The sequence below is a fragment of the Pseudomonas sp. NC02 genome (assembly GCF_002874965.1).
Taxonomy (GTDB): domain Bacteria; phylum Pseudomonadota; class Gammaproteobacteria; order Pseudomonadales; family Pseudomonadaceae; genus Aquipseudomonas.
Genome location: NZ_CP025624.1, coordinates 532,000 through 554,171, shown reverse-complemented (window position 1 = coordinate 554,171; position 22,172 = coordinate 532,000). Strand labels below are relative to the sequence as shown.

General features: G+C 62.1%; 19 protein-coding genes and 1 riboswitch. Of the genes, 6 read left to right on the top strand and 13 right to left on the bottom strand.

Annotated features, from left to right (window positions below; all coding sequences use genetic code 11):
- Positions 1–69: 69 nt before the first annotated feature.
- From parC to C0058_RS02475, 8 genes are all read right to left on the bottom strand, one after another.
- Complete coding sequence (gene parC / locus C0058_RS02510) at positions 70–2,334, bottom strand: DNA topoisomerase IV subunit A (RefSeq protein WP_003217539.1); 2,265 nt, start codon at positions 2,332–2,334, stop codon at positions 70–72.
- A 10-nt stretch (positions 2,335–2,344) separates the two neighbouring features.
- Positions 2,345–2,866 (bottom strand): TIGR02281 family clan AA aspartic protease, encoded by a 522-nt coding sequence (locus C0058_RS02505; RefSeq protein ID WP_008439113.1) that lies wholly within the window; start codon positions 2,864–2,866, stop codon positions 2,345–2,347.
- A complete protein-coding gene (locus C0058_RS02500) occupies positions 2,863–3,858 on the bottom strand; it encodes an esterase-like activity of phytase family protein (protein WP_102367972.1) in 996 nt (331 codons plus the stop codon). Before C0058_RS02500 ends, C0058_RS02505 begins: the two co-directional genes overlap by 4 nt.
- Positions 3,858–5,762, bottom strand: coding sequence for a DNA topoisomerase IV subunit B (gene parE, locus C0058_RS02495; protein WP_003209518.1), 1,905 nt, complete (start codon positions 5,760–5,762; stop codon positions 3,858–3,860). Before parE ends, C0058_RS02500 begins: the two co-directional genes overlap by 1 nt.
- A 44-nt stretch (positions 5,763–5,806) precedes the next feature.
- Positions 5,807–6,415 carry a YqiA/YcfP family alpha/beta fold hydrolase gene (locus C0058_RS02490; protein ID WP_003209516.1) on the bottom strand — a complete coding sequence of 203 codons (609 nt, stop codon included), beginning with the start codon at positions 6,413–6,415 and terminating at the stop codon, positions 5,807–5,809.
- Between the two features lie 49 nt (positions 6,416–6,464).
- A complete protein-coding gene (gene cpdA, locus C0058_RS02485) occupies positions 6,465–7,280 on the bottom strand; it encodes a 3',5'-cyclic-AMP phosphodiesterase (RefSeq protein WP_102370213.1) in 816 nt (271 codons plus the stop codon).
- Between the two features lie 99 nt (positions 7,281–7,379).
- A complete protein-coding gene (locus C0058_RS02480) occupies positions 7,380–7,829 on the bottom strand; it encodes a DUF1249 domain-containing protein (RefSeq protein WP_003209507.1) in 450 nt (149 codons plus the stop codon).
- A complete protein-coding gene (locus tag C0058_RS02475) occupies positions 7,820–8,437 on the bottom strand; it encodes an NUDIX domain-containing protein (protein ID WP_003209505.1) in 618 nt (205 codons plus the stop codon). The genes C0058_RS02480 and C0058_RS02475 overlap by 10 nt, the downstream gene beginning before the upstream one ends.
- 211 nt (positions 8,438–8,648) lie before the next feature.
- Here C0058_RS02475 and C0058_RS02470 point away from each other — a divergent pair, with 211 nt between their 5' ends.
- Positions 8,649–9,395, top strand: a complete 747-nt coding sequence (locus C0058_RS02470; protein ID WP_003209503.1) for an RsiV family protein — start codon at positions 8,649–8,651, stop codon at positions 9,393–9,395.
- On the opposite strand, the gene cytX is transcribed toward C0058_RS02470, so the two are convergent.
- A complete protein-coding gene (gene cytX, locus C0058_RS02465; protein ID WP_102367971.1) occupies positions 9,364–10,653 on the bottom strand; it encodes a putative hydroxymethylpyrimidine transporter CytX in 1,290 nt (429 codons plus the stop codon). The genes C0058_RS02470 and cytX overlap by 32 nt on opposite strands.
- 189 nt (positions 10,654–10,842) lie before the next feature.
- Positions 10,843–12,747, bottom strand: coding sequence for a phosphomethylpyrimidine synthase ThiC (thiC, locus tag C0058_RS02460; RefSeq protein ID WP_008439122.1), 1,905 nt, complete (start codon positions 12,745–12,747; stop codon positions 10,843–10,845).
- A 145-nt stretch (positions 12,748–12,892) separates the two neighbouring features.
- Positions 12,893–12,998: riboswitch (TPP riboswitch) on the bottom strand.
- 196 nt (positions 12,999–13,194) lie between these two features.
- Here thiC and C0058_RS02455 point away from each other — a divergent pair.
- Complete coding sequence (locus C0058_RS02455) at positions 13,195–14,634, top strand: TolC family outer membrane protein (RefSeq protein ID WP_008439123.1); 1,440 nt, start codon at positions 13,195–13,197, stop codon at positions 14,632–14,634.
- A gap of 122 nt (positions 14,635–14,756) precedes the next feature.
- On the opposite strand, the gene waaA is transcribed toward C0058_RS02455, so the two are convergent.
- Entirely contained in the window at positions 14,757–16,034 is a 1,278-nt protein-coding gene (waaA, locus tag C0058_RS02450) for a lipid IV(A) 3-deoxy-D-manno-octulosonic acid transferase (RefSeq protein WP_102367970.1), read from the bottom strand.
- A 23-nt stretch (positions 16,035–16,057) separates the two neighbouring features.
- Positions 16,058–16,948: a LysR family transcriptional regulator gene (locus tag C0058_RS02445; RefSeq protein ID WP_008439125.1), complete on the bottom strand. Its 891-nt coding sequence runs from the start codon at positions 16,946–16,948 to the stop codon at positions 16,058–16,060.
- A 181-nt stretch (positions 16,949–17,129) separates the two neighbouring features.
- Between C0058_RS02445 and C0058_RS02440 the strand changes: the two genes are divergently transcribed.
- From C0058_RS02440 to C0058_RS02425, 4 genes are all read left to right on the top strand, one after another.
- A complete protein-coding gene (locus C0058_RS02440) occupies positions 17,130–17,465 on the top strand; it encodes a multidrug efflux SMR transporter (protein WP_003209492.1) in 336 nt (111 codons plus the stop codon).
- A gap of 153 nt (positions 17,466–17,618) precedes the next feature.
- Positions 17,619–18,794, top strand: a complete 1,176-nt coding sequence (locus tag C0058_RS02435) for an FAD-binding oxidoreductase (RefSeq protein ID WP_008439128.1) — start codon at positions 17,619–17,621, stop codon at positions 18,792–18,794.
- Positions 18,791–19,603: an aldo/keto reductase gene (locus C0058_RS02430; RefSeq protein ID WP_003209490.1), complete on the top strand. Its 813-nt coding sequence runs from the start codon at positions 18,791–18,793 to the stop codon at positions 19,601–19,603. Before C0058_RS02435 ends, C0058_RS02430 begins: the two co-directional genes overlap by 4 nt.
- Before the next feature lie 41 nt (positions 19,604–19,644).
- Positions 19,645–20,613 carry a hypothetical protein gene (locus C0058_RS02425; RefSeq protein WP_008439131.1) on the top strand — a complete coding sequence of 323 codons (969 nt, stop codon included), beginning with the start codon at positions 19,645–19,647 and terminating at the stop codon, positions 20,611–20,613.
- Positions 20,614–20,746: 133 nt separating this feature from the next.
- On the opposite strand, the gene hldE is transcribed toward C0058_RS02425, so the two are convergent.
- Positions 20,747–22,168 carry a bifunctional D-glycero-beta-D-manno-heptose-7-phosphate kinase/D-glycero-beta-D-manno-heptose 1-phosphate adenylyltransferase HldE gene (gene hldE, locus C0058_RS02420; RefSeq protein WP_003209486.1) on the bottom strand — a complete coding sequence of 474 codons (1,422 nt, stop codon included), beginning with the start codon at positions 22,166–22,168 and terminating at the stop codon, positions 20,747–20,749.
- Positions 22,169–22,172: the final 4 nt, after the last annotated feature.

Genomic DNA, 22,172 nt, shown 5'->3' with positions numbered 1-22,172 from the left:
TGCGCCATGACTCCAGCGCGAAAGCGTCGATCTACGGGTTAAATCGTAGATCGGGCGCTCTATATCGCCTTAAACGGGCGTTTCCACCAGTAAAGCGTCCACTCGCTGGAAGCCGCGCGGCAGTTTATTGCCACGACGACCCCGCTCACCCTTGTAGTGCTCGAGGTCGTCAGGGCGCAGTGACAACGTGCGCTTGCCGGCCTGCAACACCAGGGTCGAGCCTTCCGGGATCACGGCGATGTCGGTCACGTACTCTTCGCGACTGGCCACCCGCTCCCCGGGAATACCAATGATCTTGTTGCCCTTGCCTTTGCCCAACTGCGGCAAATCGCTGATCTTGAACACCAGCAGGCGCCCTTCGGTCGTCACCGACGCCAGCCAGTTGCCTTCACGGTCTTCCACCGGACGCGGCAGGATCACCTTGGCGTTGTTCGGCAGGCTCAACAACGCCTTGCCCGCCTTGTTCTTGGCCTGCAGGTCTTCACCTTTGACCACGAACCCATAGCCCGCATCGGAAGCGATGACGTACAACGAGTCATCGTCCGGCAGCAGCACGCACTCAAAATTCGCACCCGGCGGCGGTGTCAGGCGTCCGGTCAATGGCTCGCCCTGCCCCCGCGCCGATGGCAAGGTGTGCGCCGGCACCGAGTAACTGCGACCGGTGGAGTCGATAAACACCGCAAACTGGTTGGAACGCCCCGCCGCCGCGGTTTTGAAACCGTCGCCAGCCTTGTAAGACAGGCCGGTGGCGTCAATATCATGCCCTTTGGCTGAGCGAACCCAACCCTTTTCCGACAGAACGACGGTAATTTTCTCGTTGGGCAGCAACTCGGTTTCGGTCAGGGCCTTGGCTTCGGCGCGCTCGACAATCGGCGAGCGGCGGTCGTCGCCATAGGTTTCGGCGTCCTTGATCAGCTCGGTGCGCACCAGCTTCTTCAGCTTGGCCTCGCTGCCCAGCAGGGCCTGGAGCTTGGCTTGTTCCTTGAGCAGCGCGTCCTGTTCGTCCCGCAGCTTCATCTCTTCCAGTCGCGCCAACTGACGCAGACGGGTGTCGAGGATGTAGTCGGCCTGGATTTCGCTGAGTTCGAAGCGCGCGATCAGCTCGGCCTTCGGGTGCTCGGCGGTACGGATGATATGGATCACTTCATCCAGGTTGAGGTAAGCGATCAGCAAGCCGTCCAACAGGTGCAGGCGGCGTTCGACCTTGTCCAGGCGGAATTGCAGGCGGCGACGCACGGTCTGCACCCGGAATTCCAGCCATTCCACCAGCAAAGCCCGCAGGTTCTTCAACTGCGGCTTGCCGTCCAGGCCAATGATGTTGATGTTGACCCGGTAGCTGGACTCCAGCTCGGTGCTGGCGAACAGATGCTGCATCAGCACTTCATGGTCGACCCGGCTGTTGGTCGGGATGATCACGATGCGGCACGGGTTTTCGTGGTCGGACTCGTCACGCAGGTCGGCGACTTGCGGCAGCTTCGACGGCTTGGCCTGCATCAGCGCGGCAATCTGCTCCAGCACCTTGGCCCCGGATACCTGATGCGGCAGCGCCGTGACGATGATGTCGCCGTCTTCGATGTGGTACACGGCGCGCATGCGCACCGAGCCTTTACCGGTCTGGTAGATTTTCAGCAGGTCGGCGCGAGGCGTGATGATTTCTGCTTCGGTCGGGTAATCCGGGCCCTGGATATGCTCGCAGAGCTGTTCGACCGTAGCCTTCGGCTCATCCAGCAGGCGCACGCAGGCGCTGGCCACTTCCCGCAGGTTGTGGGGCGGTACGTCAGTGGCCATGCCCACGGCGATACCCGTGGTGCCATTGAGCAGGATATTGGGCAAACGTGCCGGCAACACCAGCGGCTCGTCGAGGGTGCCGTCAAAGTTCGGGCCCCAGTTGGCCGTGCCCTGGCCCAGTTCGCTGAGCAACACTTCCGAATACCGCGACAGACGCGCTTCGGTGTAACGCATGGCGGCGAAGGACTTCGGATCATCCGGCGCACCCCAGTTACCCTGGCCGTCCACCAGCGTGTAGCGGTAGCTGAACGGCTGGGCCATCAGCACCATGGCTTCGTAGCACGCCGAATCGCCGTGGGGGTGGAACTTACCGAGCACGTCACCGACGGTACGCGCCGACTTCTTGTGCTTGGAGTCAGCGTCCAGGCCCAACTCACTCATCGCATAGATAATGCGCCGCTGTACGGGCTTCAGGCCGTCGCCGATATGCGGCAAGGCACGGTCCATGATCACGTACATGGAGTAGTTGAGGTAGGCATTTTCGGTGAAGTCAGCCAGCGACCGGCGTTCAACGCCATCTAAGCTGTCTGCAAGGATGTCACTCATGCGGGCCTCATCATTGTTTGGTCTGGCGCAGCAGCAAAGTGCCGCTGCGCTGGGTAAATTCAAGTTGTTTCAATGCACTCATGCCCAGCAATACCTGTTCATCGCCCAAACCCGGTACCACGATGGCGCGCACGTCCCGAAGGACGATATCGCCCAGTTGCAGGCGGCCCAACTCGGTCCGAAAGCCCTGGGTTCGCCCGTTGGCCGTACTCACGCCAACCGGCATGCCGCGTTCAAGCCCGAGACGGTCGGCCAATTCAGCCGGAACCGCCACGTCGGTGGCCCCGGTGTCGAGCATGAACTGCACCGGCTTGCCGTTGATCTGGCCAGTGGCGACAAAATGCCCTTGGCCGTTGCCCAGCAGTTTTACTTCGATATAACCCTCGTGCTGCTCCGAGGTCACCACGGCATTGGGGTTTTCCTGTCGCGCTTCCCACTGCCCAAAAAATCGTGTCGCCAAAAACAGGCCGGCGCCCCACGCGACGAACATCAACACACGCCCGGCGCGCTTGCCGGGTGGTTGCGCACTCATGGCTTGGCGCTCCAGCCACCCGCAGGGGCGGCGAAACGATAGACCACCGGCCGCTTTTCGCCATCGGCGCGGGCACCGAAGTTATTGTCGATGCCGATCCAGGCACCGTCAGCGTCCACCACCAAGGCTTCGGCCAATCCATAGGCCTGGGCATAACGCCGATTCGGCGTCAGCGCTTCATCGGCAAACGACCAGCACAACTCCACCTGGGCCGTGACCGCATCCCGGCGACACACCTGAAACGCATTGCGCTCCAGGGTAAACAGCTTGCCATTGAACAGCGCCAGGTCGGCAAAGTCCTTGGACACCGCCTTGGCGCCCGGAAACTGCGCCGGCTGCATCTCCTGGCCGGCCTCGCTCAGCAATACACAAGGGCCGTCACAATCCCAGAGGGTTTGCGGGCGCTTGATGGAGATCAACCCGCGCCGCTCACGCTCTGCTGCGAGCCAGATTTGATTGCCTTCCGGGTTCACCACGATGCCTTCAAACAGCGCGTTGAAGTGCAGCAACATGCCACTGGCCCGAGCTTCGCGAACCATGCCCGGGGCGATCTTCAACCACTCGGGCTCACCGGTCACCGGCACTTGCAGCACCGCCGCGTGGGCTTCGCTGACAATGTAACGATTACCCGCCGCATCGCAGCTGATGCCTTCAAAATCCAGATCACCACCACGAATCAACGCAGCTGCCCTGGTGCGTGAGCGCAGGCCAAAGGGCAAACCCGACGCCGGCACCGGCGGCACATCAATCCCGTATGTCTCTGCTTTCCAGACGTCACCGGCGGTATCGAGCCGGTAGATCTGATCGTCATCGCGATCGGAGACTGTCCACAATTCGCTACCGCATAAGGCCAGGCCCGACAGGTTACCGCCGCGCATGCCTTCCACCGGGTGTTCCGACAACAGCTTCAGCTCAGCCACGGGCGCCGCGACCGCCGAGGTGGTCGCCAACCCGCTCAACAACAGAATCGCCAGGGCGAAACTGCTGCGCATCAGCCCAGAACCTCGGCCAGGTTACCCTTGGACTCCAGCCAGTTCTTGCGATCCGGCGCGCGTTTCTTCGCCAGCAACATGTCCATCATTTCCGAGGTGGCGGCGAAATCTTCCAGGGTCAACTGCACCAGGCGCCTGGTGTTCGGGTCCATGGTGGTTTCCCGCAGCTGCGGCGGGTTCATCTCCCCCAGGCCCTTGAATCGGGTGACCTGCGGCTTGCCGCGTTTCTTCTCGGCCACCAGGCGATCGAGGATGCCATCGCGCTCGGCTTCGTCCAGGGCGTAGAAAATCTCCTTGCCCAGGTCGATGCGGTACAGCGGCGGCATGGCGACATAGACGTGACCGGCATCCACCAATGGGCGGAAGTGCTGGACGAACAGCGCGCAGAGCAAGGTCGCAATGTGCAAACCGTCGGAGTCGGCGTCGGCGAGGATGCAGATCTTGCCGTAGCGCAGCTGACTCATGTCCGCCGCGCCCGGGTCGACACCGATGGCCACGGCGATGTTGTGCACTTCCTGGCTGGCCAGCACTTCGCTGCCGTCGACTTCCCAGGTGTTGAGAATCTTGCCGCGCAGGGGCAGGATCGCCTGGAATTCCTTGTCCCGCGCTTGCTTGGCGGAACCGCCGGCAGAATCACCTTCCACCAGGAACAGCTCGGAGCGCATCGGGTCTTGCCCGGCGCAGTCCGCCAGCTTGCCAGGCAGTGCCGGCCCCTGGGTAATGCGCTTGCGTTCGACTTTCTTGCTGGCCTTCAGGCGACGGCCGGCGTTGTTGATCGCCAGCTCCGCCAGGGCCAGGCCCAATTCAGGGTGTTCGTTGAGCCACAGGCTGAAGGCATCCTTGACCACCCCGGAGACAAACGCCGCTGCCTCACGGGACGACAGGCGCTCCTTGGTCTGGCCGGAGAATTGCGGCTCCTGCATTTTCATCGACAGGACGAATGCGATCCGCTCCCAGACGTCTTCCGGCGCCAGCTTCACGCCGCGCGGCAGCAGGCTGCGGTATTCGCAGAATTCGCGCATGGCATCCAGCAAGCCCTGGCGCAAACCGTTGACGTGGGTACCGCCTTGGGCCGTCGGGATCAGGTTGACGTAGCTTTCCTGGACGCTGTCGCCACCTTCCGGCAGCCACAACAAGGCCCAGTCCACGGCTTCTTTATTACCCGCCAGGCTGCCGCAAAACGGCTCGTTCGGCAGGCGCTCGAATTCGCTGACAGAGTCTTCCAGGTAGGAACGCAGGCCGTCTTCGTAATGCCACTCGACCTTTTCGCCGGTGCCTTTGTCTTCAAAGCTGACCAGCAGGCCCGGGCACAGAACAGCCTTGGCCTTGAGCACATGCTTGAGGCGGCTGATGGAGAATTTGGGTGAATCGAAGTATTTCGGGTCCGGCGCGAAGTACACGCTGGTGCCGGTGTTGCGCTTGCCAACGGTGCCGATCACTTCCAGGTCGGTGGCCTTGTAGCCATCGGCGAAAGTCATCTGATACTCGTTGCCGTCCCGCTTGACCTTGACCCGTACGTGGTTCGACAGGGCGTTGACCACGGAAATACCCACACCGTGCAAGCCACCGGAGAACTGGTAGTTCTTGTTGGAGAACTTGCCGCCGGCGTGCAGCTTGGTGAGGATCAGCTCGACGCCCGACACACCCTCTTCCGGGTGAATGTCCACCGGCATGCCACGACCGTCGTCGGACACTTCCAGGGAATGGTCGGCGTGAAGGATGACTTGTACCGACTTGGCGTGCCCGGCCAAGGCTTCGTCGACGCTGTTGTCGATGACTTCCTGGGCAAGGTGGTTCGGCCGACTGGTGTCGGTGTACATGCCGGGGCGTTTGCGCACCGGGTCGAGGCCCGAGAGGACTTCGATGGCGTCGGCGTTATAAGAGCTAGCGCTGGGAGTGGCCATGGGGTCTCGTCGTGAGTCGTTCGATTAAAAAGTAACCTGCGGTTTCACAATGCGGTGAAATCGAAGGATTGGTACTGATCGGAGCCTATGCCGGCAAAACTCAACAGCGCCGGTAACTGTTGGGCGAAGCCCTGGTAACCGTGATCGCCACCGGCCTGGATGCGCAAGGCACAGGCCCGGTAATACTGCTGGGCGAGGCGATAATCCAGTGTTTCATCGCCGGTCTGCAACCACACCTGATAACGCTGGGCGTCCTGGGGCGCCGGCACTTCCAGCTCGGCCAGGGCCGCGACGTGGTCGTGGGTCAGCTCCCAGGTCTCATCGGTGTAGAGGTTCTTCTGGGTGCCCAGGTAACCGTCGAACATCCGATGAGGGCTGACTGCCGGGTTGACCAGCAAGGCGTTGAGGCCATGGCGTTCGGCAAGATGGGTTGCATAGTAGCCGCCGAGTGAGCTGCCTACCAGCAGTGGCCTTCCGAGGTCACGGATAGCCGCCTCCAACTGGGGGATCGCCTGGCGGGGGTGGTGATGCAGGGCCGGCACGCGCAGTTGGTCGGCCAGACCGAGGCTGTCCATCACGGTGATCAACTGGCTCGCCTTGTTGGAGGCTGGTGCGCTGTTGAAACCGTGGATATACAAGATCGATGCGGACATTCCGGGTCCTCTGTGGGTCTGCCAAAGAGGCGCAGTTTACAGGGAAATCTCAGTAGCCGTTGCTACCGTAATCCACCTGAAACGCGAAGCCCTGCACCCGCTCCACACCGGTTTCCAACCGCCCGTCGGCATGCAACCGCAGCCAGCGATACCCGGGTGCCTGCTCACTCACGCTGAAATCCTCACTCCCGGGAGCGAACTGAATGCAGGTAGAAGGCGAAGCCAACAAACGCACCCCATTGCGCTCCCGGTCAATTTCCTGATGCACATGCCCCCAAAGCACCGCCCGCACCTGCGGAAACCGATCCAGCACCGCAAACAACGCCTCAGGATTGCGCAAACCGATGGGCTCCATCCAAGCGCACCCAATCGACACCGGATGATGGTGAAAACACACCAGATGATGCCGAGCCGGCGCCTCACTCAACGACTGCGCCAGCAATTGCAGCTGCTGATCCTGCAAATACCCCGGCACCGAACCCGGCACCGCCGAGTCCAGCAGGGTAATGCGCCAGTTGCCCACATCCACCACCGGTTCCAGCAACGCGCTGTTGACCGCCGCCTGCTGCATCACCTGCGGCTCATCGTGATTCCCCGGGATCCAGCGCGCCGGCGCCTGAATCTGCCGCGTCATGTCACGAAACGCCTGATACGACTCCAGCGTACCGTCCTGGGACAAATCCCCGGTGGCCAGCACCAGATCAATCTGCGGCTGCTGCACCAGCACCGTGTCGATCACCCGTTGCAGGCTCTCGCGGGTATTCATGCCCAGCAGGCCGCCGTCCGCCTCGGCAAACAGGTGACTGTCGGACAACTGCACCAGCAACGCCGAAGCGTCAGGGTTCAAGGCGGATACGCTCGGCAAGGCGTTCTCCCAGGGCGTGATCACAGGAATGGACATTTGAGGCGATTATGCTGGGGCAGGACACAAAGAGGAAACCCGTGAAGCGGACGCAGTTCACATCTATCGAACGACTTCGAACTCGTGGCCCAGGGCCAGGCAGTGACTCAACCATTCACCGAGGAACACATTGAGCTGTGCTTTCTCATCGGGTTGGTGCATGAACACGTTGGGGTAAGGATAGATGCTGCGAAAGCGTCGTGCATGTTCGGCGCTGATCACTTCGGCCATGCGTGCGTCGTGGTACACCTGCACTTCCAGCTGCGGCACCGGCAGCCACGGCAGGCTGTGCTCCTGACGCACCCGCAAAGTGGTGGTGTACGGGCAGTTCACGATCACTTCCAGGGTCAGCACGCCGAGCATCTGGTCGCCGTGGGTCACGGCAATGCGCCGCGCCTCGGGGGTGTGGCGCATGTCCGGCAGCAGCCGCATCAGCCGTGCATAGTTGGCCTCGCAGGCTGCTTGCAGCCCGATCAGGTCAACCCGATATCGCTCCCGTGCCTTTACTGCCATAACCCCCTCACTTCCGCGCGATTAAGCGCAAGCCATTGCAGGGCAATAATGCTCGCTGCGTTGGAAATTTTACCGTCACGTACCGCCTGCAGGGCGTCTTCAAAGGCCCAGACGGTGACGCGGATATCTTCGGCTTCCTCTTCCAGTCCATGGACGCCACCGGCCCCGGCGCTTTCGCAACGGCCCAGGAACAAGTGGACAAATTCGGTGCTGCCACCCGGCGACGGAAAGTACTTGGTGATCGGCCAGAGTGCGGAGAAGGTAAGGCCAGCTTCCTCCTCGGCTTCGCGGTGTGCAACCTCCTCCGGTTGCTCATCCTTGTCGATCAGGCCGGCGACCATTTCGATCAGCCACGGGTTGTCGGTACGCCCCATGGCGCCGACGCGAAACTGCTCGATCAGCACCACTTCATCGCGCTGCGGGTCGTAGGGCAGTACACACACGGCGTCATGACGCACAAAGACTTCGCGATTGAGCTCACGGCTCATGCCGCCATCAAACTTCTCGTGCCGCAGTTTCAGCCGATCCAGTTTGTAGAAGCCCTTGTAGGCATTGTCGCGCTGAACAATCTCGACCTTGCTCGGCGTCGATTTCGCTGTGTCCGTCATATCAACCCTCGTTTATTGCCTTGCGGTGTCGAGGCGGCCTCGACATCGCGCCATCCTAACGCGCTCGTGCCCCTTGATGCAGCCCCTTTCCGGTTGCCGGGATAGACGGCGGGCGTCAAACTCACTCTAATCAGCTTAGTGGCGAACTGACTGCCCTGTCGGGAGTCGAAGCTCCACATTTTCACCTTTCCTCGATTTATGAAGGACACACATGTCGCTTTTAAAAATCGCCTCCGTGGCCTGTATCGCCTTGACCCTGGGTGCTTGCCAGAGCCTGTTCCAGCCGAGCTACCTGAAGCCGCTGGACACCACCGCCGACGCCTCCGAGCAGATCAAACCCGGCTGCAGCAGTCCGGATTGCCCGCTGGTAAACATCGACACCGTGCACTTCCCGTCCGAGCCGCAACTGGACCAGATCATCGAACAGCGCCTGCTGCAGATGGCCCGCACTTCACCTGGCCAGGCCATGCCCGCCACCCTGAACGCCTACCGCGACAAGTTCTTGCGTGAGTCCCCGGACCGCAACAGCATGTACTTGCAGGCCAAGGTACGTGAGCAGCATGACGGACTGGTGATCATCGAAGTGTCCAGCTACCTGGACACCGGCACCGCCCACGGTGAGCCGGGCCGCGGCTTCATCAACTATTCACGCCTGCTGCACAAAGAGCTGAGCCTGACCGACATGCTGTTGCCGGGCCAGGAAGATGCATTCTGGAAGACCGCGAAAGTCGCCCACAACAACTGGCTGATCAATTCGCAGATGGACCGTGACCCGGAGTTCGTGAAGAACTGGCCGTTCCAGAAAACCCCGAATGTGGCGCTGACCAGCAATGGCGTGGTGCTCAAGTACAACGTGACCACCATCGCGCCGTACGCATTGGGGCTGATCGAAATGACCATCCCCTATGCGCGCCTCACCGGCGTGATCAAGCCTGAGCTGGTGCCCGCGCGCCACTGAAGGCCCGGCCCAGGATGAAGTGCAACAGCCCTGCCAGCACCAGCGCCGGCAGGGTCGCGCCGACATCCGGGTACAGATTCGCCAACAGGTGATAGGTGCTGATCCCTCCAAGCCACGCCAGCAGTGCCGGCCAGCGCAGGTTGGCGGTAACACCATGGCCACGACGGCGCAGGATGAAGTGATCCACCAGCACCACGCCGAACAGCGGCGCGAACACCGAGCCGATCAGCAGCAGGAAGTTCTGGTACTGCGCCAACGGTGCAAAGCAGGCGATCAGCGTGCAGATAACGCCAATGGCCAATGCCAGGTGCTCGACTTTCAAGCGCAACAGAATCCCGCTGGACACCGCCGCCGAGTGAATATCGGCGAACGCGTTTTCTGATTCATCCAACAGGATCAGCAGCAGCGGAATCCCCAGGCCGGCTCCGGCCAATGCCAGCAGCAACGCATTCACTTCACCGCTCGGCGCAAACGCCAGGGTGTAGGCCACGCCAAGGCTCATCAGCCAGAAGTTGCCGATGAAGAAACCCAGTGCCGTGCCGCCGAACACGTTTTTCGCGCGTTTGCCGAAACGTGAGTAGTCGGCAATCAGTGGCAGCCAGGACAGCGGCATGGCAATCGCGATATCGAAGCCAACGGCAAACGGCATCGAACCGTCACCAGCCTGGGCCCAGAGAGTGGCCAGGTCGGCCTTGGCAAACAGGTTCCAGGTCAGCCACAGGCAGGCGGCCAGCAGCAGCCAGATGCCCCAGTTGCGCAGGATCTGCCGCACGAAGGTCAGCGGACCGCTGACGGCAAGCAAGGTCGCGAGGGCGCCGAATACCAGGGTCCAGAACAATGGGCTGGTCAGCAGGCTGCCTTCACTGAACGCGCGGGCGCCCAACAGGCTGGCGGCGTCGCGCATCACGATGATTTCGAATGAGCCCCAGCCGATCAGCTGCAGCAGGTTCAGCAGCGCCGGCAGGCTTGCACCCTTGGTGCCGAGGCTGAGTTTCAGGGCGGCCATGGATGACAGGCCGGTATCGCTGCCGATCACGCCGACGGCGGCCAGCAACAGCACGCCGACCAACGTGCCGAGGAAAATTGCCAGTAAGGAACCGGAGAGGCCCAGGCCCGGCGCCAACAGTGCACCGGTTTGCAGGACCATCAGGCCGATGCCCAGGGAGAACCACAGGGAAAAGAGATCGCGGGCGCCGAAGACGCGTTTGTCCAAGGGGACTGCGATGTCTGGGGAATAGGTGCTGGGTTGAATGCTCAAGGGTGTTATCTCAGAGGGACACTATTATTTGAATCAGCAAAGTCCCCTGTGGCGAGGGAGCTTGCTCCCGCTGGGCGGCGAAGCCGCCCCAAAACCTGCAACCGATGAGTGTCAGTCAAGACACCGATCCAGATTCCGGGAGCGCTGCGCACTCCAGCGGGAGCAAGCTCCCTCGCCACAGGTTCTGATTCAGACCTTTTTGTACAGCTGGCTACCTTCCTGCTTGAACCGCTCCGCCTGCTCCGCCAGTCCCTTGGCCACGTCCACATCCACCGCTTCAATGCGCTGGTTGGCCGCGTACTCACGCACTTCCTGGGTGATCTTCATCGAGCAGAATTTCGGCCCGCACATCGAGCAGAAATGCGCGACCTTGGCCGAGTCCTTCGGCAAGGTTTCATCGTGGTAAGAACGCGCCGTGTCCGGGTCCAGGCCCAGGTTGAACTGGTCCTCCCAACGGAATTCAAAGCGCGCCTTGCTCAACGCGTTGTCACGAATCTGCGCCCCCGGATGCCCCTTGGCCAAGTCCGCCGCATGGGCCGCGATCTTGTAGGTGATGATCCCGGTCTTCACATCGTCCTTGTTCGGCAGGCCCAAATGCTCCTTCGGCGTGACGTAGCAGAGCATCGCGCAACCGAACCAGCCGATCATCGCCGCCCCGATGCCCGAGGTGATGTGGTCATAACCCGGGGCGATGTCGGTGGTCAGCGGACCGAGGGTGTAGAACGGCGCCTCGTCGCAGCACTCCAGCTGCTTGTCCATGTTCTCCTTGATCAACTGCATCGGCACGTGGCCCGGGCCTTCGATCATGGTTTGCACGTCGTGCTTCCAGGCAATCTTGGTCAACTCGCCGAGGGTTTCCAGCTCGCCGAATTGCGCGGCGTCGTTGGCGTCGGCAATCGAGCCCGGGCGCAGGCCGTCTCCCAGGGAGAAGCTGACGTCGTACGCCTTCATGATTTCGCAGATTTCGTCGAAATGGGTGTAGGTGAAGTTCTCTTTGTGGTGCGCCAGGCACCACTTGGCCATGATCGAACCACCACGGGACACGATGCCGGTGACGCGCTTGGCGGTCAGCGGTACATAGCGCAGCAATACGCCGGCGTGGATGGTGAAGTAGTCGACGCCCTGCTCGGCCTGTTCGATCAGGGTGTCGCGGAACAGCTCCCAGGTCAGGTCTTCAGCGGCGCCGCCGACTTTTTCCAGGGCCTGGTAGATCGGCACGGTACCGATCGGCACCGGCGAGTTGCGGATGATCCACTCGCGGGTTTCATGGATGTGCTTGCCGGTGGACAGGTCCATCACCGTGTCCGACCCCCAGCGAATGCCCCACGTCAGTTTCGCCACTTCTTCTTCGATGGACGAACCCAGGGCGCTGTTGCCGATGTTGCCGTTGATCTTCACCAGGAAGTTACGGCCGATGATCATCGGTTCCAGTTCGGTGTGGTTGATGTTGGCCGGGATGATCGCGCGGCCACGGGCGATTTCTTCGCGGACAAATTCCGGGGTGATGATTTTCGGCACGCTGGCGCCGAAGCTGTGGCCGGCGTGTTGCTGGTCCAGCAGGCCGGCGGCGCGGGCCTCTTCCAGCTTCATGTTTTCGCGGATGGCGACGTATTCCATCTCGGCGGTGATGATGCCTTTGCGGGCGTAGTGCATCTGGGTGACGTTGGCCCCGGCCTTGGCACGGCGCGGGTTTTTCACGTGGGCAAAACGCAGCGCGGTCAGCTCGGCATCGCTCAGGCGCTGTTGGCCGAAGTGCGAGCTCAAGCCCGACAGGCGCTCAGTGTCGCCGCGGGATTCGATCCACGGCGAGCGCACATCGCCCAGGCCTTTGCGCACGTCGATGATCACGTTCGGGTCGGTGTAGGGGCCTGAGGTGTCGTAGACCACTACGGGCGCATTGATTTCGCCGCCGAAGTCGGTGGGGGTCACGTCGAGACTGACTTCGCGCATCGGCACGCGGATATCCGGACGGGTGCCCTGGACGTAGATTTTTTGCGAGCGGGTAAACGGCTGCACGGAACCGGAGTCGACCTTGGCCGATTCACTCAAGTGCACGGTGTTTTTTGATTTTTGGCTTTTTAATTCGATGCTCATCACGGGCTCTCCAACTATCCAGGCGGTGGATTTTTGTCGGAGTGAACCTGTGACGGATGGACGCACTGTGACAGTGCTGTGCTTGGCGCACGGGCTGTTCGATTGTCGAACAACATCCCGGACGAAGCACAAGAGGACTCGCCGGGTGACGAGAAATCTTGTTCCCTACGCAGGCGCTAACCTGATCAGGTTCAACGGGATCCGGTATTTACCGATCTCAGCCTTCCAACAAGGCACCCCGACAAGAACGCGGCCAGTCTAGACCATGGAGCAGGCAAATTGCCAACGGCGGTGCATTCATCGTGATGAATGGCGTAATTACAGGATTGTTGTGCCGTGATAGCGCCACTACACTCGGTGACTGCCTGAGGTCTTGACGCCAGGAATGGGCCACCTTAGCCTTGGGCTCCAAATTATCGCTGTAATATTTATTCTAGGGATCGCCTCATGCTGCGCAAACTTTCACTGGCTCTTGCCGTGTCTTGTGCGACCAACGGACTGGTCTGGGCAGCTGAAGCGCCCCTGACGACCAAAACCGACCTGGTCAGCGTCTACCAGGAAGCGGTGGACAACAACGCCGACCTGGCCGCCGCCCGCGCCCAATACGGCGCGCAGAAAGAAGTGGTGCCCCAGGCCCGCGCCGGGTTGCTGCCGAACCTGTCGGCCGGTGCCGACATCAACAATGTGCGCACCCAGCTGGACCAGCCCGCCGCCACGGTCAACCGCGACGCCCATTCCTGGCGCGCGACCTTGAGCCAGCCGCTGTTCCGCGCTGATCGCTGGTTCCAGCTGCAAGCCGCTGAAGCCGTCAACGAGCAGGCCGCGCTGCAACTCTCGGCCACCGAACAGAACCTGATCCTGCAAAGCGCCGAAAACTACTTCGCCGTGCTGCGGGCCCAGGACAACCTGGCGTCCACCAAGGCCGAAGAAGCCGCGTTCAAGCGCCAACTGGACCAGTCCAACGAACGCTTTGACGTCGGCCTGTCGGACAAGACCGACGTGCTGCAATCCCAGGCCAGCTACGACACCGCACGGGCCAACCGCATCCTGGCCCAGCGCCAGGTGGACGACGCCTTTGAAGCGCTGATCACCCTGACCAACCGCCAGTACAACTCGATCCAGGGCATCGTGCACACGCTGCCGGTGCTGCCGCCGTCGCCTAACGATGCCAAGGCCTGGGTCGAAACCGCCGGCCGCCAGAACCTGAACCTGCTGGCCAGCAACTACGCGGTCACCGCCGCCGAAGAAACCCTCAAGCAACGCAAGGCCGGCCACGCGCCGACCCTGGATGCCGTGGCGCAATATGAAAAAGGTGACAACGATGCCCTGGGCTTCAGCAACCCGAGCGCCTTTGGCCAGCCGTATCACGGTGACGTTTCGCAACGCACCGTAGGCTTGCAGTTGAGCATCCCGCTGTACAGCGGCGGCCTGACCAGCTCGCAAGTGCGCGAATCCTATTCCCGCCTGGGGCAGACCGAGCAGCAGCGCGAAGGCCTGCGTCGCCAGGTGGTGGAAAACACCCGCAACCTGCACCGCGCGGTGAACACCGATGTGGAGCAGGTACAGGCGCGCCGCCAGTCGATCATCTCCAACCAGAGCGCGGTGGAAGCCACGGAAATCGGTTACCAGGTGGGCACGCGCAATATCGTCGATGTGCTGGACGCCCAGCGCCAGCTGTACACCTCGGTGCGCAACTACAACAACAGCCGCTACGACTACATCCTCGACAACCTGCGCTTGAAGCAGGCGGCGGGCACGTTGAACCCGGGGGACTTGCAGGATCTGGCGCGTTACCTGAAGGCCGACTACAACCCGGACAAGGACTTCCTGCCGCCGGACCTGGCCAAGGCCGCCGCGGCGCAGCTGAAGGCTAACCCGGGTTACTAAGACTGCCCGTTAACCCAATGTGGGAGCGGGCTTGCTCGCGAAAGCGGTGTATCAGTCGACTTATTCGCTGACTGACACTGCGCATTCGCGAGCAAGCCCGCTCCCACATTTGATTTGTGTTGTTAGACGTTAAGCAGTCTGCCCAATCCGTCCAGCAAACGCTTCAATGCCCCCTGATTGGCGCGCATCACCGCCAGCCCCGCCTGCCCCATCTTCTGCGCGTCCTGCGGCAGCTCGAACAAACGCTGCACCGCCACCGCCAAACCCTCGGCATCGTCCACTTCCTGCAACGCGCCGGCGTCGCGCATCATTGCGCTGATTTCCAGGAAGTTGAACACGTGGGGCCCGCAGATCACCGGCTTGGCCAAGGCCGCCGGCTCCAACGGGTTATGCCCGCCCGTGGCAACCAGGCTACCGCCGACAAAAGCGCTGTCGGCCAGGGCATACAGAAACAGCAACTCGCCCATGGTGTCGCCCAGCAGCACCGAGGTTTGCGCCGTCACCGCCTCGCCGCTGGAGCGACGCACCGTGGCGAAACCCTGTTGCTGGCACAGCTCGAACATCGGGTTGAAGCGCTCCTGATGGCGCGGCACCAGGATCAGCAACGCATTGGGATAACTGGCAAGCAACTGGCGATGGGCAGCGAGCACCACTTCGTCTTCGCCTTCGTGGGTGCTGGCGGCGATCCACACCGGGCGTTCACTGGCGTGCCACTGTTCACGCAACGCGGCGGCGAGCGCCAGCAGTTGCGGGTCGATGGCCAGGTCGAACTTGATCGAGCCGGTGACTTCGACAGTCTCGGGCCGTGCACCCAGGCTGCGAAAACGCTCGGCCTCGGTTTCGGTCTGGACGGCGAACAGGCTCATTTCCGCCAGCATCGGCGCGGTCAGCCTGGCGAAACGCCCGTAGCCCTTGGCCGAGCGAGCCGACAGCCGCGCGTTGGCCAATGCCACGGGGATCCCGCGCTTGGCGCACTGATGAATATGGTTGGGCCACAGCTCGGTCTCCATGATCACCGCCAGTTTCGGCTGCACACGATCGAGAAACCGCTTGGCCGCACAGGGCAAATCGTACGGCAGGTAGCAGTGCTGGATGCGCGGTTCGTTGGCGAACAATGCCTGGATGCGCTCGGAACCGGTGGGCGTCATGCAGGTGACGGTGATCGGCAGCTGTGGATAACGTTCCAGCAGCCCGCGAATCATCGGCGCAGCGGCGATGCTTTCGCCCACCGACACCGCATGCACCCAGATCCCGCCGGGTTGCATCACCGGCAAGCCCCAGGAGAAGCGTTCTCCCACGCGCTTCGCGTAAGCAGGCGCTTTGCGGGCTCGCAGCCACAGACGTAAAGCCACCAACGGCAGCGCCAGGTAAAACAGACAGCTGTAGAGAGTTCTATTCATGGCGGCGGAGTTTATCGGCTTTTTCAGTCGATCGCCTGCAAGCACTCGGCAAAACGTTCGGCGAGGAAACGCGCGGCCGGGCCGAGGGGCTCGTCGCGGCGCCAGACCAGCTCCACCACCAGCGCCGGCGGGGTCCATTCGCTGTTCAGTTCGACCATCTGGTTCTGATAGGCCGGATACTGCACCACATGCCGCGGCAACCAGGCCCAACCCAGGCCGCGCGCAAGCCATTCGGCCAGCACGTAGAAACTGTCAGCCCGCCACACTTGCGGGCTGGCGGCCTCGCTGCCGGGATACACACTGGTCTGGGTCGCCATCAGCAATTGGCGAAACTGCGCCAGGCGCTGGCAATCCACGAACTGTTCCTTAGCCATGGGATGCCCGATACCGCACACGGTCACCATCTCCACACTGCCCAGCACGCGGCGCTCCAACGCTTCGGGGATCTGATCGTGATAGAACAGCAGGCCCAGATCCGCCTTGCGCTCCACCAGCTTGCGCGCGACATCGCCTTGGGCGGCGCTGGACAACTGCACTTCCAGGCTGGGAAATTTTCCCGCCAGCGCTTCGAGGCTATCGAGCACCGGCTGATAGAGCATGGCTTCATCCTGGGCCAGGCGCAGGCGCGCCTCCTCACCGCGCATCAATGACAAGGCACGGCCATTCAGGCGCTCGCACTGGCGCAAGACTTCCCGCGCCTCCTCGAGCAGTGCCGTGCCCGCCTCGGTCAAACGGGGCTGGCGGCCGCTGCTGCGGTCAAACAGGGATACGCCCAGGTCCGCCTCCAACAGGGCAATCCCATTGCTGACCGCCGATTGCGCCCGACGCTGGTCCCGCGCCACCGCCGAAAATGAACGCTGCTCGGCGACGCTGACAAACAGGCGCATTTGCTCAAGACTCCACTGCACGCTCATGGCTCAACCCATCTTCAATTCGGATAGGTAATGACTTTACCGCATCTGACAAGTCTCTAAAATGCCAACCTTTGTAGGAGCGAGCTTGCTCGCGAAAAACCTGAGAACGCTGCGTTATCGTTGACGATTTTCGCGAGCAGGCTCGCTCCTGCGGTTGAACCCCTGTACCGAGGATTTACCCATGAACGCCGCCTACTATTACCTGGCCATTGCCATCTGCTCGGAAGTGATCGCCACCGTTTCCATGAAAGCGATCAAGGGTTTCAGCACGCCAATCCCGTTGTTGCTGGTGATCGTCGGCTACGGCGTGGCCTTCTGGATGCTCACGCTGGTGGTGCGCACCGTGCCGGTGGGTGTCGCGTATGCAGTGTGGGCCGGGATGGGCATCGTGATGGTCAGCATCGCCGCGCTGTTTATCTACGGGCAGAAACTGGATATCCCGGCGATGCTGGGCATGGGCCTGATTGTGCTGGGCGTGGTGGTGATTCAGTTGTTCTCGAAAACGGCCGGGCACTGAGCGTTCACGTGAGATTCAATTGAGGCCGAAACTCGCAGCCTCGTTCCACTCGACAGCTCCTGCGGTGCGTCTGTCATCAGGGAGCGTTGGGGCGAAGATTCACTTCATGAGCCTGTATACTGCGCAGCCTGTCTTGAACACTGAGGTCGCTGCATGCCATCCGTTATTTCCACCGACGTTCTGATTGTCGGCGCCGGGGTTGCCGGCCTCTGGCTCAATGCGCGCCTGCGCCGCCAGGGCTTTTCCACGGTATTGGTGGAAAGCGCCACCCTCGGTGGCGGGCAAAGCGTGAAGTCCCAGGGGATCATCCACGGCGGCGCCAAATATGCACTGCACGGCGCCCTGACCGGTGCCTCCGAAGCCATCGCCGACATGCCCCGCCGCTGGCGCGAAGCCCTGGCGGGCAACGGTGAACTGGATCTCTCCGGTGTGCGCCTGCTGTCCGAAGCCCACTATTTGTGGTCGCCGGGCACCATCGCCGGCAACCTCACCAGTTTCTTCGCGAGCAAGGCCGTGCGTGGCCGCGTGGATCAAGTGAAGGGCGATGACCTGCCACCGGCCCTGCAAGATCGCCGCTTCAAGGGCAAGGTCTATCGCCTGGCCGAACTGGTGATCGACGTCCCAAGCCTTATCGAACGCCTGGCCCAACTGGCCGGCGACGGTTTGCTCGCGGGTAAACAGATCGAACCCTTGCTGGAACAAGGCACACTGGTCGGCCTGAAGGTCGATGGCCGTGAGATCCGCGCCCAGCGTATCGTCGTCAGCGCCGGCGGCGGCACCGCTGACCTGCTCGGCGCCCTGGGCCTGAGCCAGCCCGCCATGCAACGCCGACCTCTGCACATGATCATCGCCAAGGGCCCCGGCCTGAAGCCGCTGTACGCCCACTGCCTGGGGGGCGGCACCAAGCCGCGCATCACCGTGACCACGCATCCCGCCGCCGACGGCAATTGGGTGTGGTACCTGGGCGGCGATATCGCCGAAGCCGAAGGTGTGGCCCGTACCCCGGAGCAACAGATCGCCACCGCCCAAAAAGAGCTGGGGCAGTTGCTGCCCTGGATCGACATGAGCCAGACCCAATGGGCCACCTTGCGCGTCGACCGCGCCGAACCATTGCAGTCAGGCCTGACCCGCCCGGACAACGCGTTCCTCGCCGAACAGGATCGCCTGTTGGTGGGCTGGCCGACCAAGCTGGCATTGGCACCGGATTTCGCCGATCGAGTGATCAACGCACTGGAACGTGACGGCATCAAGCCCGGAACTACCGAAAAACTGCCCGAGCTGCCGAAACCCGCCATCGCCCAACCTGCCTGGGAGCAACTGCTGCCATGACCCTGCCGACTCTGCACGACCTCCACCGCCCACTGGGCAGCACCGGCCTGCTGGTCTCGCCGCTGGGCCTGGGCACCGTCAAGCTGGGCCGCGACCAAGGCGTGAAATACCCCAGTGGCTTCCAGATTCCCGATGACGATGCGGCGCGGATGCTGTTACGCCAGGCCCGGCAATTGGGCATCAACCTGATCGACACTGCGCCCGCCTATGGCCGCAGCGAAGAACGCCTGGGCCCGCTGTTGCGCGGCCAGCGCCAGGAATGGGTAATTGTCAGCAAGGTGGGCGAAGAATTTGCCGAAGGCGTATCCCATCACGACTTCAGCGCAGCCCACACCCGGCTTTCGGTGGAGCGCAGCCTGAAACGACTGGAAACGGATTTTATCGATCTGGTGCTGGTGCACTCCGACGGCAACGACCTGCATATCCTCAATGATTGCGAGGTTTACCAGACCCTGGAAGACCTCAAGCGCGAGGGCAAGATCCGTGGTTTCGGCTTCTCCGGCAAAACCGTCGAGGGCGGTGTAAAGGCTCTGGAACAAGGTGATTGCGCCATGGTCACCTACAATTTGAACGAACAGGCCGAGAAAGCCGTCATTGATTATGCCGCCGCACACGGCAAGGGCATCCTGGTGAAAAAGGCACTAGCCAGTGGCCATGTCTGCCTGGAATCCGGAGTGGATCCAATTCACGCCAGTTTCATGCTGTTGTTTGCGCAAACTGGCGTTGCCAGTGCTATTGTCGGGACCATTAATCCGCTGCACCTCGCCCACAACGTGGCGACCGCTGCCAAGGTCATTCGCCAACTCTGATGCCGCCGACGCGGCCGACCCCGACGCAAGAAGGAGCCGACATGCCGCGAACGCTCATAAGAAAGAACCCCAGCAACTTCAAGACACTGCCGCTGCACGTCGAAGCAACCCCCGAAGGCTTGAGCTACCAGAGCGTCGGCATGCCGCTCAACTTCGCCCAGACCCTGCAACGGCGCAAGCCGGTGGAGGTGAAAGACACCGAGCGTTTCGTGCTGGAGTTGGCCAACCTTGGGGTCTCGGTGCGCCTGACGCTGCACTGGCAGAACCGCGATTACTGGGTGCTGGTGCGCCAGCGCCGACAAGACCGTGGCGACGTCGTGCTCAAGCTGATCTCCGGCTATGTGCCGGCCCACGAACTGAACCTGCCACTGCACACCGCCATCCAGGAAATCGCCGAGGAATGCCTGCTGGAAACCCCGGAAGGCTGGCTGGGCGGTCGTTTCAATGACACCTGGCTGCCGGCGCCCTACTCGTCGGCCCTGCACTACCGCGAAGCGTTGCCGTTCCGTCTCTCACCGCTGTCCGGGGCCGCGCGCCCGGTGCGATGCGCCACCATGCAATTGATTGAACGGCCACGCGCCTACGTGCACCTGCCCACGGCTTCGCTGCAGTTGATTTATGACTTGCGCCTGGAAGTGCCCAAGGAGGCGAAGTCCCTGAGCCTGTTTCATGTGGACGAGCGCCTGGAGGGCGACCAATTGGTCGCCCGCCTGGACCGCCAGCGCCCGGACCTGTACCTGATGCCGCTGAAGGACGGGCAGCCGTGTGCGGAGCTGTATACCTTGAAGAAGGATCAGCTGTATCCGGCGAGTACGCGAGGGTTGTATCTGGCTGAAAGCTTTGCCCAGCAGGAAGGCTGGATCGTGCGGGATGAGCGGATCCGCTGGAAGGACTGGCTGCGCCAGCAAGGGCTGAGTGCACCGGAGAAAGAATCGAAATTGAAGCGCTTGACGGGTAAGGCGCGGCAGATCTTGCGCAAGATCGTGCCGAAGAAAAAAGCCAACCGGTAACCGGACGTCAGGTCGCGGCAGTCAAATGTGGGAGCGGGCTTGCTCGCGAAGGCGGTGTATCAGTCACTGCATCTGCCAGCTGACCCACCGCTTTCGCGAGCAAGCCCGCTCCCACACGAACCCGCTCCCACCATCAGTTATTGCGGATCTTCTCGACAATCGCCGTGGTCGAGCTGTTTTCCACCAACCCCAGCACTTTGACCTTGCCACCGTAGGCACTGACGATATCGGCACCCACCACCTGGTCGACGGAATAATCACCGCCCTTGACCAGCACGTCCGGCTTGACCTGGGCCAGCAGGTTTTCCGGGGTCGCCTCGGCAAAGCTGATCACCCAGTCCACCGCACCCAAACCTGCCAGCACCGCCATGCGACGGTCGACACTGTTGATCGGCCGGCCTGGCCCCTTGAGGCGGCTGACCGACGCATCATCGTTGACTGCCACGATCAAGCGATCGCCCTGGGCCCGCGCCTGCTCCAGGTAGGTCACGTGACCGGCGTGGAGGATGTCGAAGCAACCGTTGGTGAAGACAATGCTCTCGTTATGGGCACGGGCATCGTCAATCGCCAGCAACAGTTGCTCAAGGCTCAACACACCGCGCTCCGAGCCTTCGGATCGCTGGATGGCGCGGCGCAGCTCAGGGGCACTGATGGCCGCCGTACCGAGCTTGCCGACCACGATACCTGCTGCCAGGTTGGCCAGGGCCACCGCATGGGGAAGTTCCTCGCCCGCCGCAATTGCCGCGGCCAGGGTGGAAATCACGGTGTCACCGGCACCGGTCACGTCGAACACTTCACGGGCCCGCGCCGGCAGGTGCATGGCCGGGTGATCAGGACGCAGCAAGGTCATGCCGTGTTCGCCACGGGTCACCAGCAAGGCACCCAGGTCGAGGTCGGCCATGAGTTGGGCACCCTTGGTCACCAGCTCGTGCTCATCGACACAACCGCCGACGATGGTTTCAAATTCGCTGAGGTTCGGCGTGATCAGGCTGGCGCCCCGATAAATCGAGAAGTCCTTACCCTTGGGATCTGCCAGCACCGGAATGCCCCGGGCCTTGGCGGCCTGGATCAGTACCTGATGGTTTTTCAAGGCGCCTTTCCCGTAGTCGGACAGCACCAGCACCTTGATGCCTTCGAGCATCTCGTCGACCTGGGCGCTGAGCACCAGGGCGTCGGTGGCGAAGGGTTCTTCAAAATCGATACGCAGCAATTGCTGGTGCCGGCTCATCACCCGCAGCTTGACGATGGTCGGCTGGTGGGGAATGCGCTGGAACAGCGCACGCACACCCGCACCCTTCAGGCTGTTGGCCAGGCTGTCGGCAGCCTCGTCGTCGCCGGTCACACCCACGAGGGATGCCGGGGCGCCGAGGGCGGCAATATTGAGGGCAACGTTGGCAGCGCCACCTGGACGGTCTTCGATTTGCTCGACCTTGACTACCGGTACCGGTGCCTCAGGGGAAATCCGTGAGGTACCGCCATGCCAGTAACGGTCGAGCATGACATCGCCGACCACCAAGACAGGGGCTTGATCGAATCGCGGCATGGACAACTTCATGGAG

What these genes read in the sequence shown, in the direction of transcription:
- C0058_RS02425 (WP_008439131.1), top strand. Translation starts at nt 19,645, where the DNA reads ATGCCGCGAACGCTCATAAGAAAGAACCCCAGCAACTTCAAGACACTG.
- C0058_RS02435 (WP_008439128.1), top strand. Translation starts at nt 17,619, where the DNA reads ATGCCATCCGTTATTTCCACCGACGTTCTGATTGTCGGCGCCGGGGTT.
- thiC (WP_008439122.1), bottom strand. Translation starts at nt 12,747, where the DNA reads ATGAGCATCGAATTAAAAAGCCAAAAATCAAAAAACACCGTGCACTTG.
- C0058_RS02500 (WP_102367972.1), bottom strand. Translation starts at nt 3,858, where the DNA reads ATGCGCAGCAGTTTCGCCCTGGCGATTCTGTTGTTGAGCGGGTTGGCG.
- C0058_RS02445 (WP_008439125.1), bottom strand. Translation starts at nt 16,948, where the DNA reads ATGAGCGTGCAGTGGAGTCTTGAGCAAATGCGCCTGTTTGTCAGCGTC.
- waaA (WP_102367970.1), bottom strand. Translation starts at nt 16,034, where the DNA reads ATGAATAGAACTCTCTACAGCTGTCTGTTTTACCTGGCGCTGCCGTTG.
- C0058_RS02455 (WP_008439123.1), top strand. Translation starts at nt 13,195, where the DNA reads ATGCTGCGCAAACTTTCACTGGCTCTTGCCGTGTCTTGTGCGACCAAC.
- parC (WP_003217539.1), bottom strand. Translation starts at nt 2,334, where the DNA reads ATGAGTGACATCCTTGCAGACAGCTTAGATGGCGTTGAACGCCGGTCG.
- parE (WP_003209518.1), bottom strand. Translation starts at nt 5,762, where the DNA reads ATGGCCACTCCCAGCGCTAGCTCTTATAACGCCGACGCCATCGAAGTC.
- hldE (WP_003209486.1), bottom strand. Translation starts at nt 22,168, where the DNA reads ATGAAGTTGTCCATGCCGCGATTCGATCAAGCCCCTGTCTTGGTGGTC.
- C0058_RS02480 (WP_003209507.1), bottom strand. Translation starts at nt 7,829, where the DNA reads ATGGCAGTAAAGGCACGGGAGCGATATCGGGTTGACCTGATCGGGCTG.
- C0058_RS02440 (WP_003209492.1), top strand. Translation starts at nt 17,130, where the DNA reads ATGAACGCCGCCTACTATTACCTGGCCATTGCCATCTGCTCGGAAGTG.
- C0058_RS02505 (WP_008439113.1), bottom strand. Translation starts at nt 2,866, where the DNA reads ATGAGTGCGCAACCACCCGGCAAGCGCGCCGGGCGTGTGTTGATGTTC.
- C0058_RS02430 (WP_003209490.1), top strand. Translation starts at nt 18,791, where the DNA reads ATGACCCTGCCGACTCTGCACGACCTCCACCGCCCACTGGGCAGCACC.
- C0058_RS02475 (WP_003209505.1), bottom strand. Translation starts at nt 8,437, where the DNA reads ATGACGGACACAGCGAAATCGACGCCGAGCAAGGTCGAGATTGTTCAG.
- C0058_RS02470 (WP_003209503.1), top strand. Translation starts at nt 8,649, where the DNA reads ATGTCGCTTTTAAAAATCGCCTCCGTGGCCTGTATCGCCTTGACCCTG.
- C0058_RS02490 (WP_003209516.1), bottom strand. Translation starts at nt 6,415, where the DNA reads ATGTCCGCATCGATCTTGTATATCCACGGTTTCAACAGCGCACCAGCC.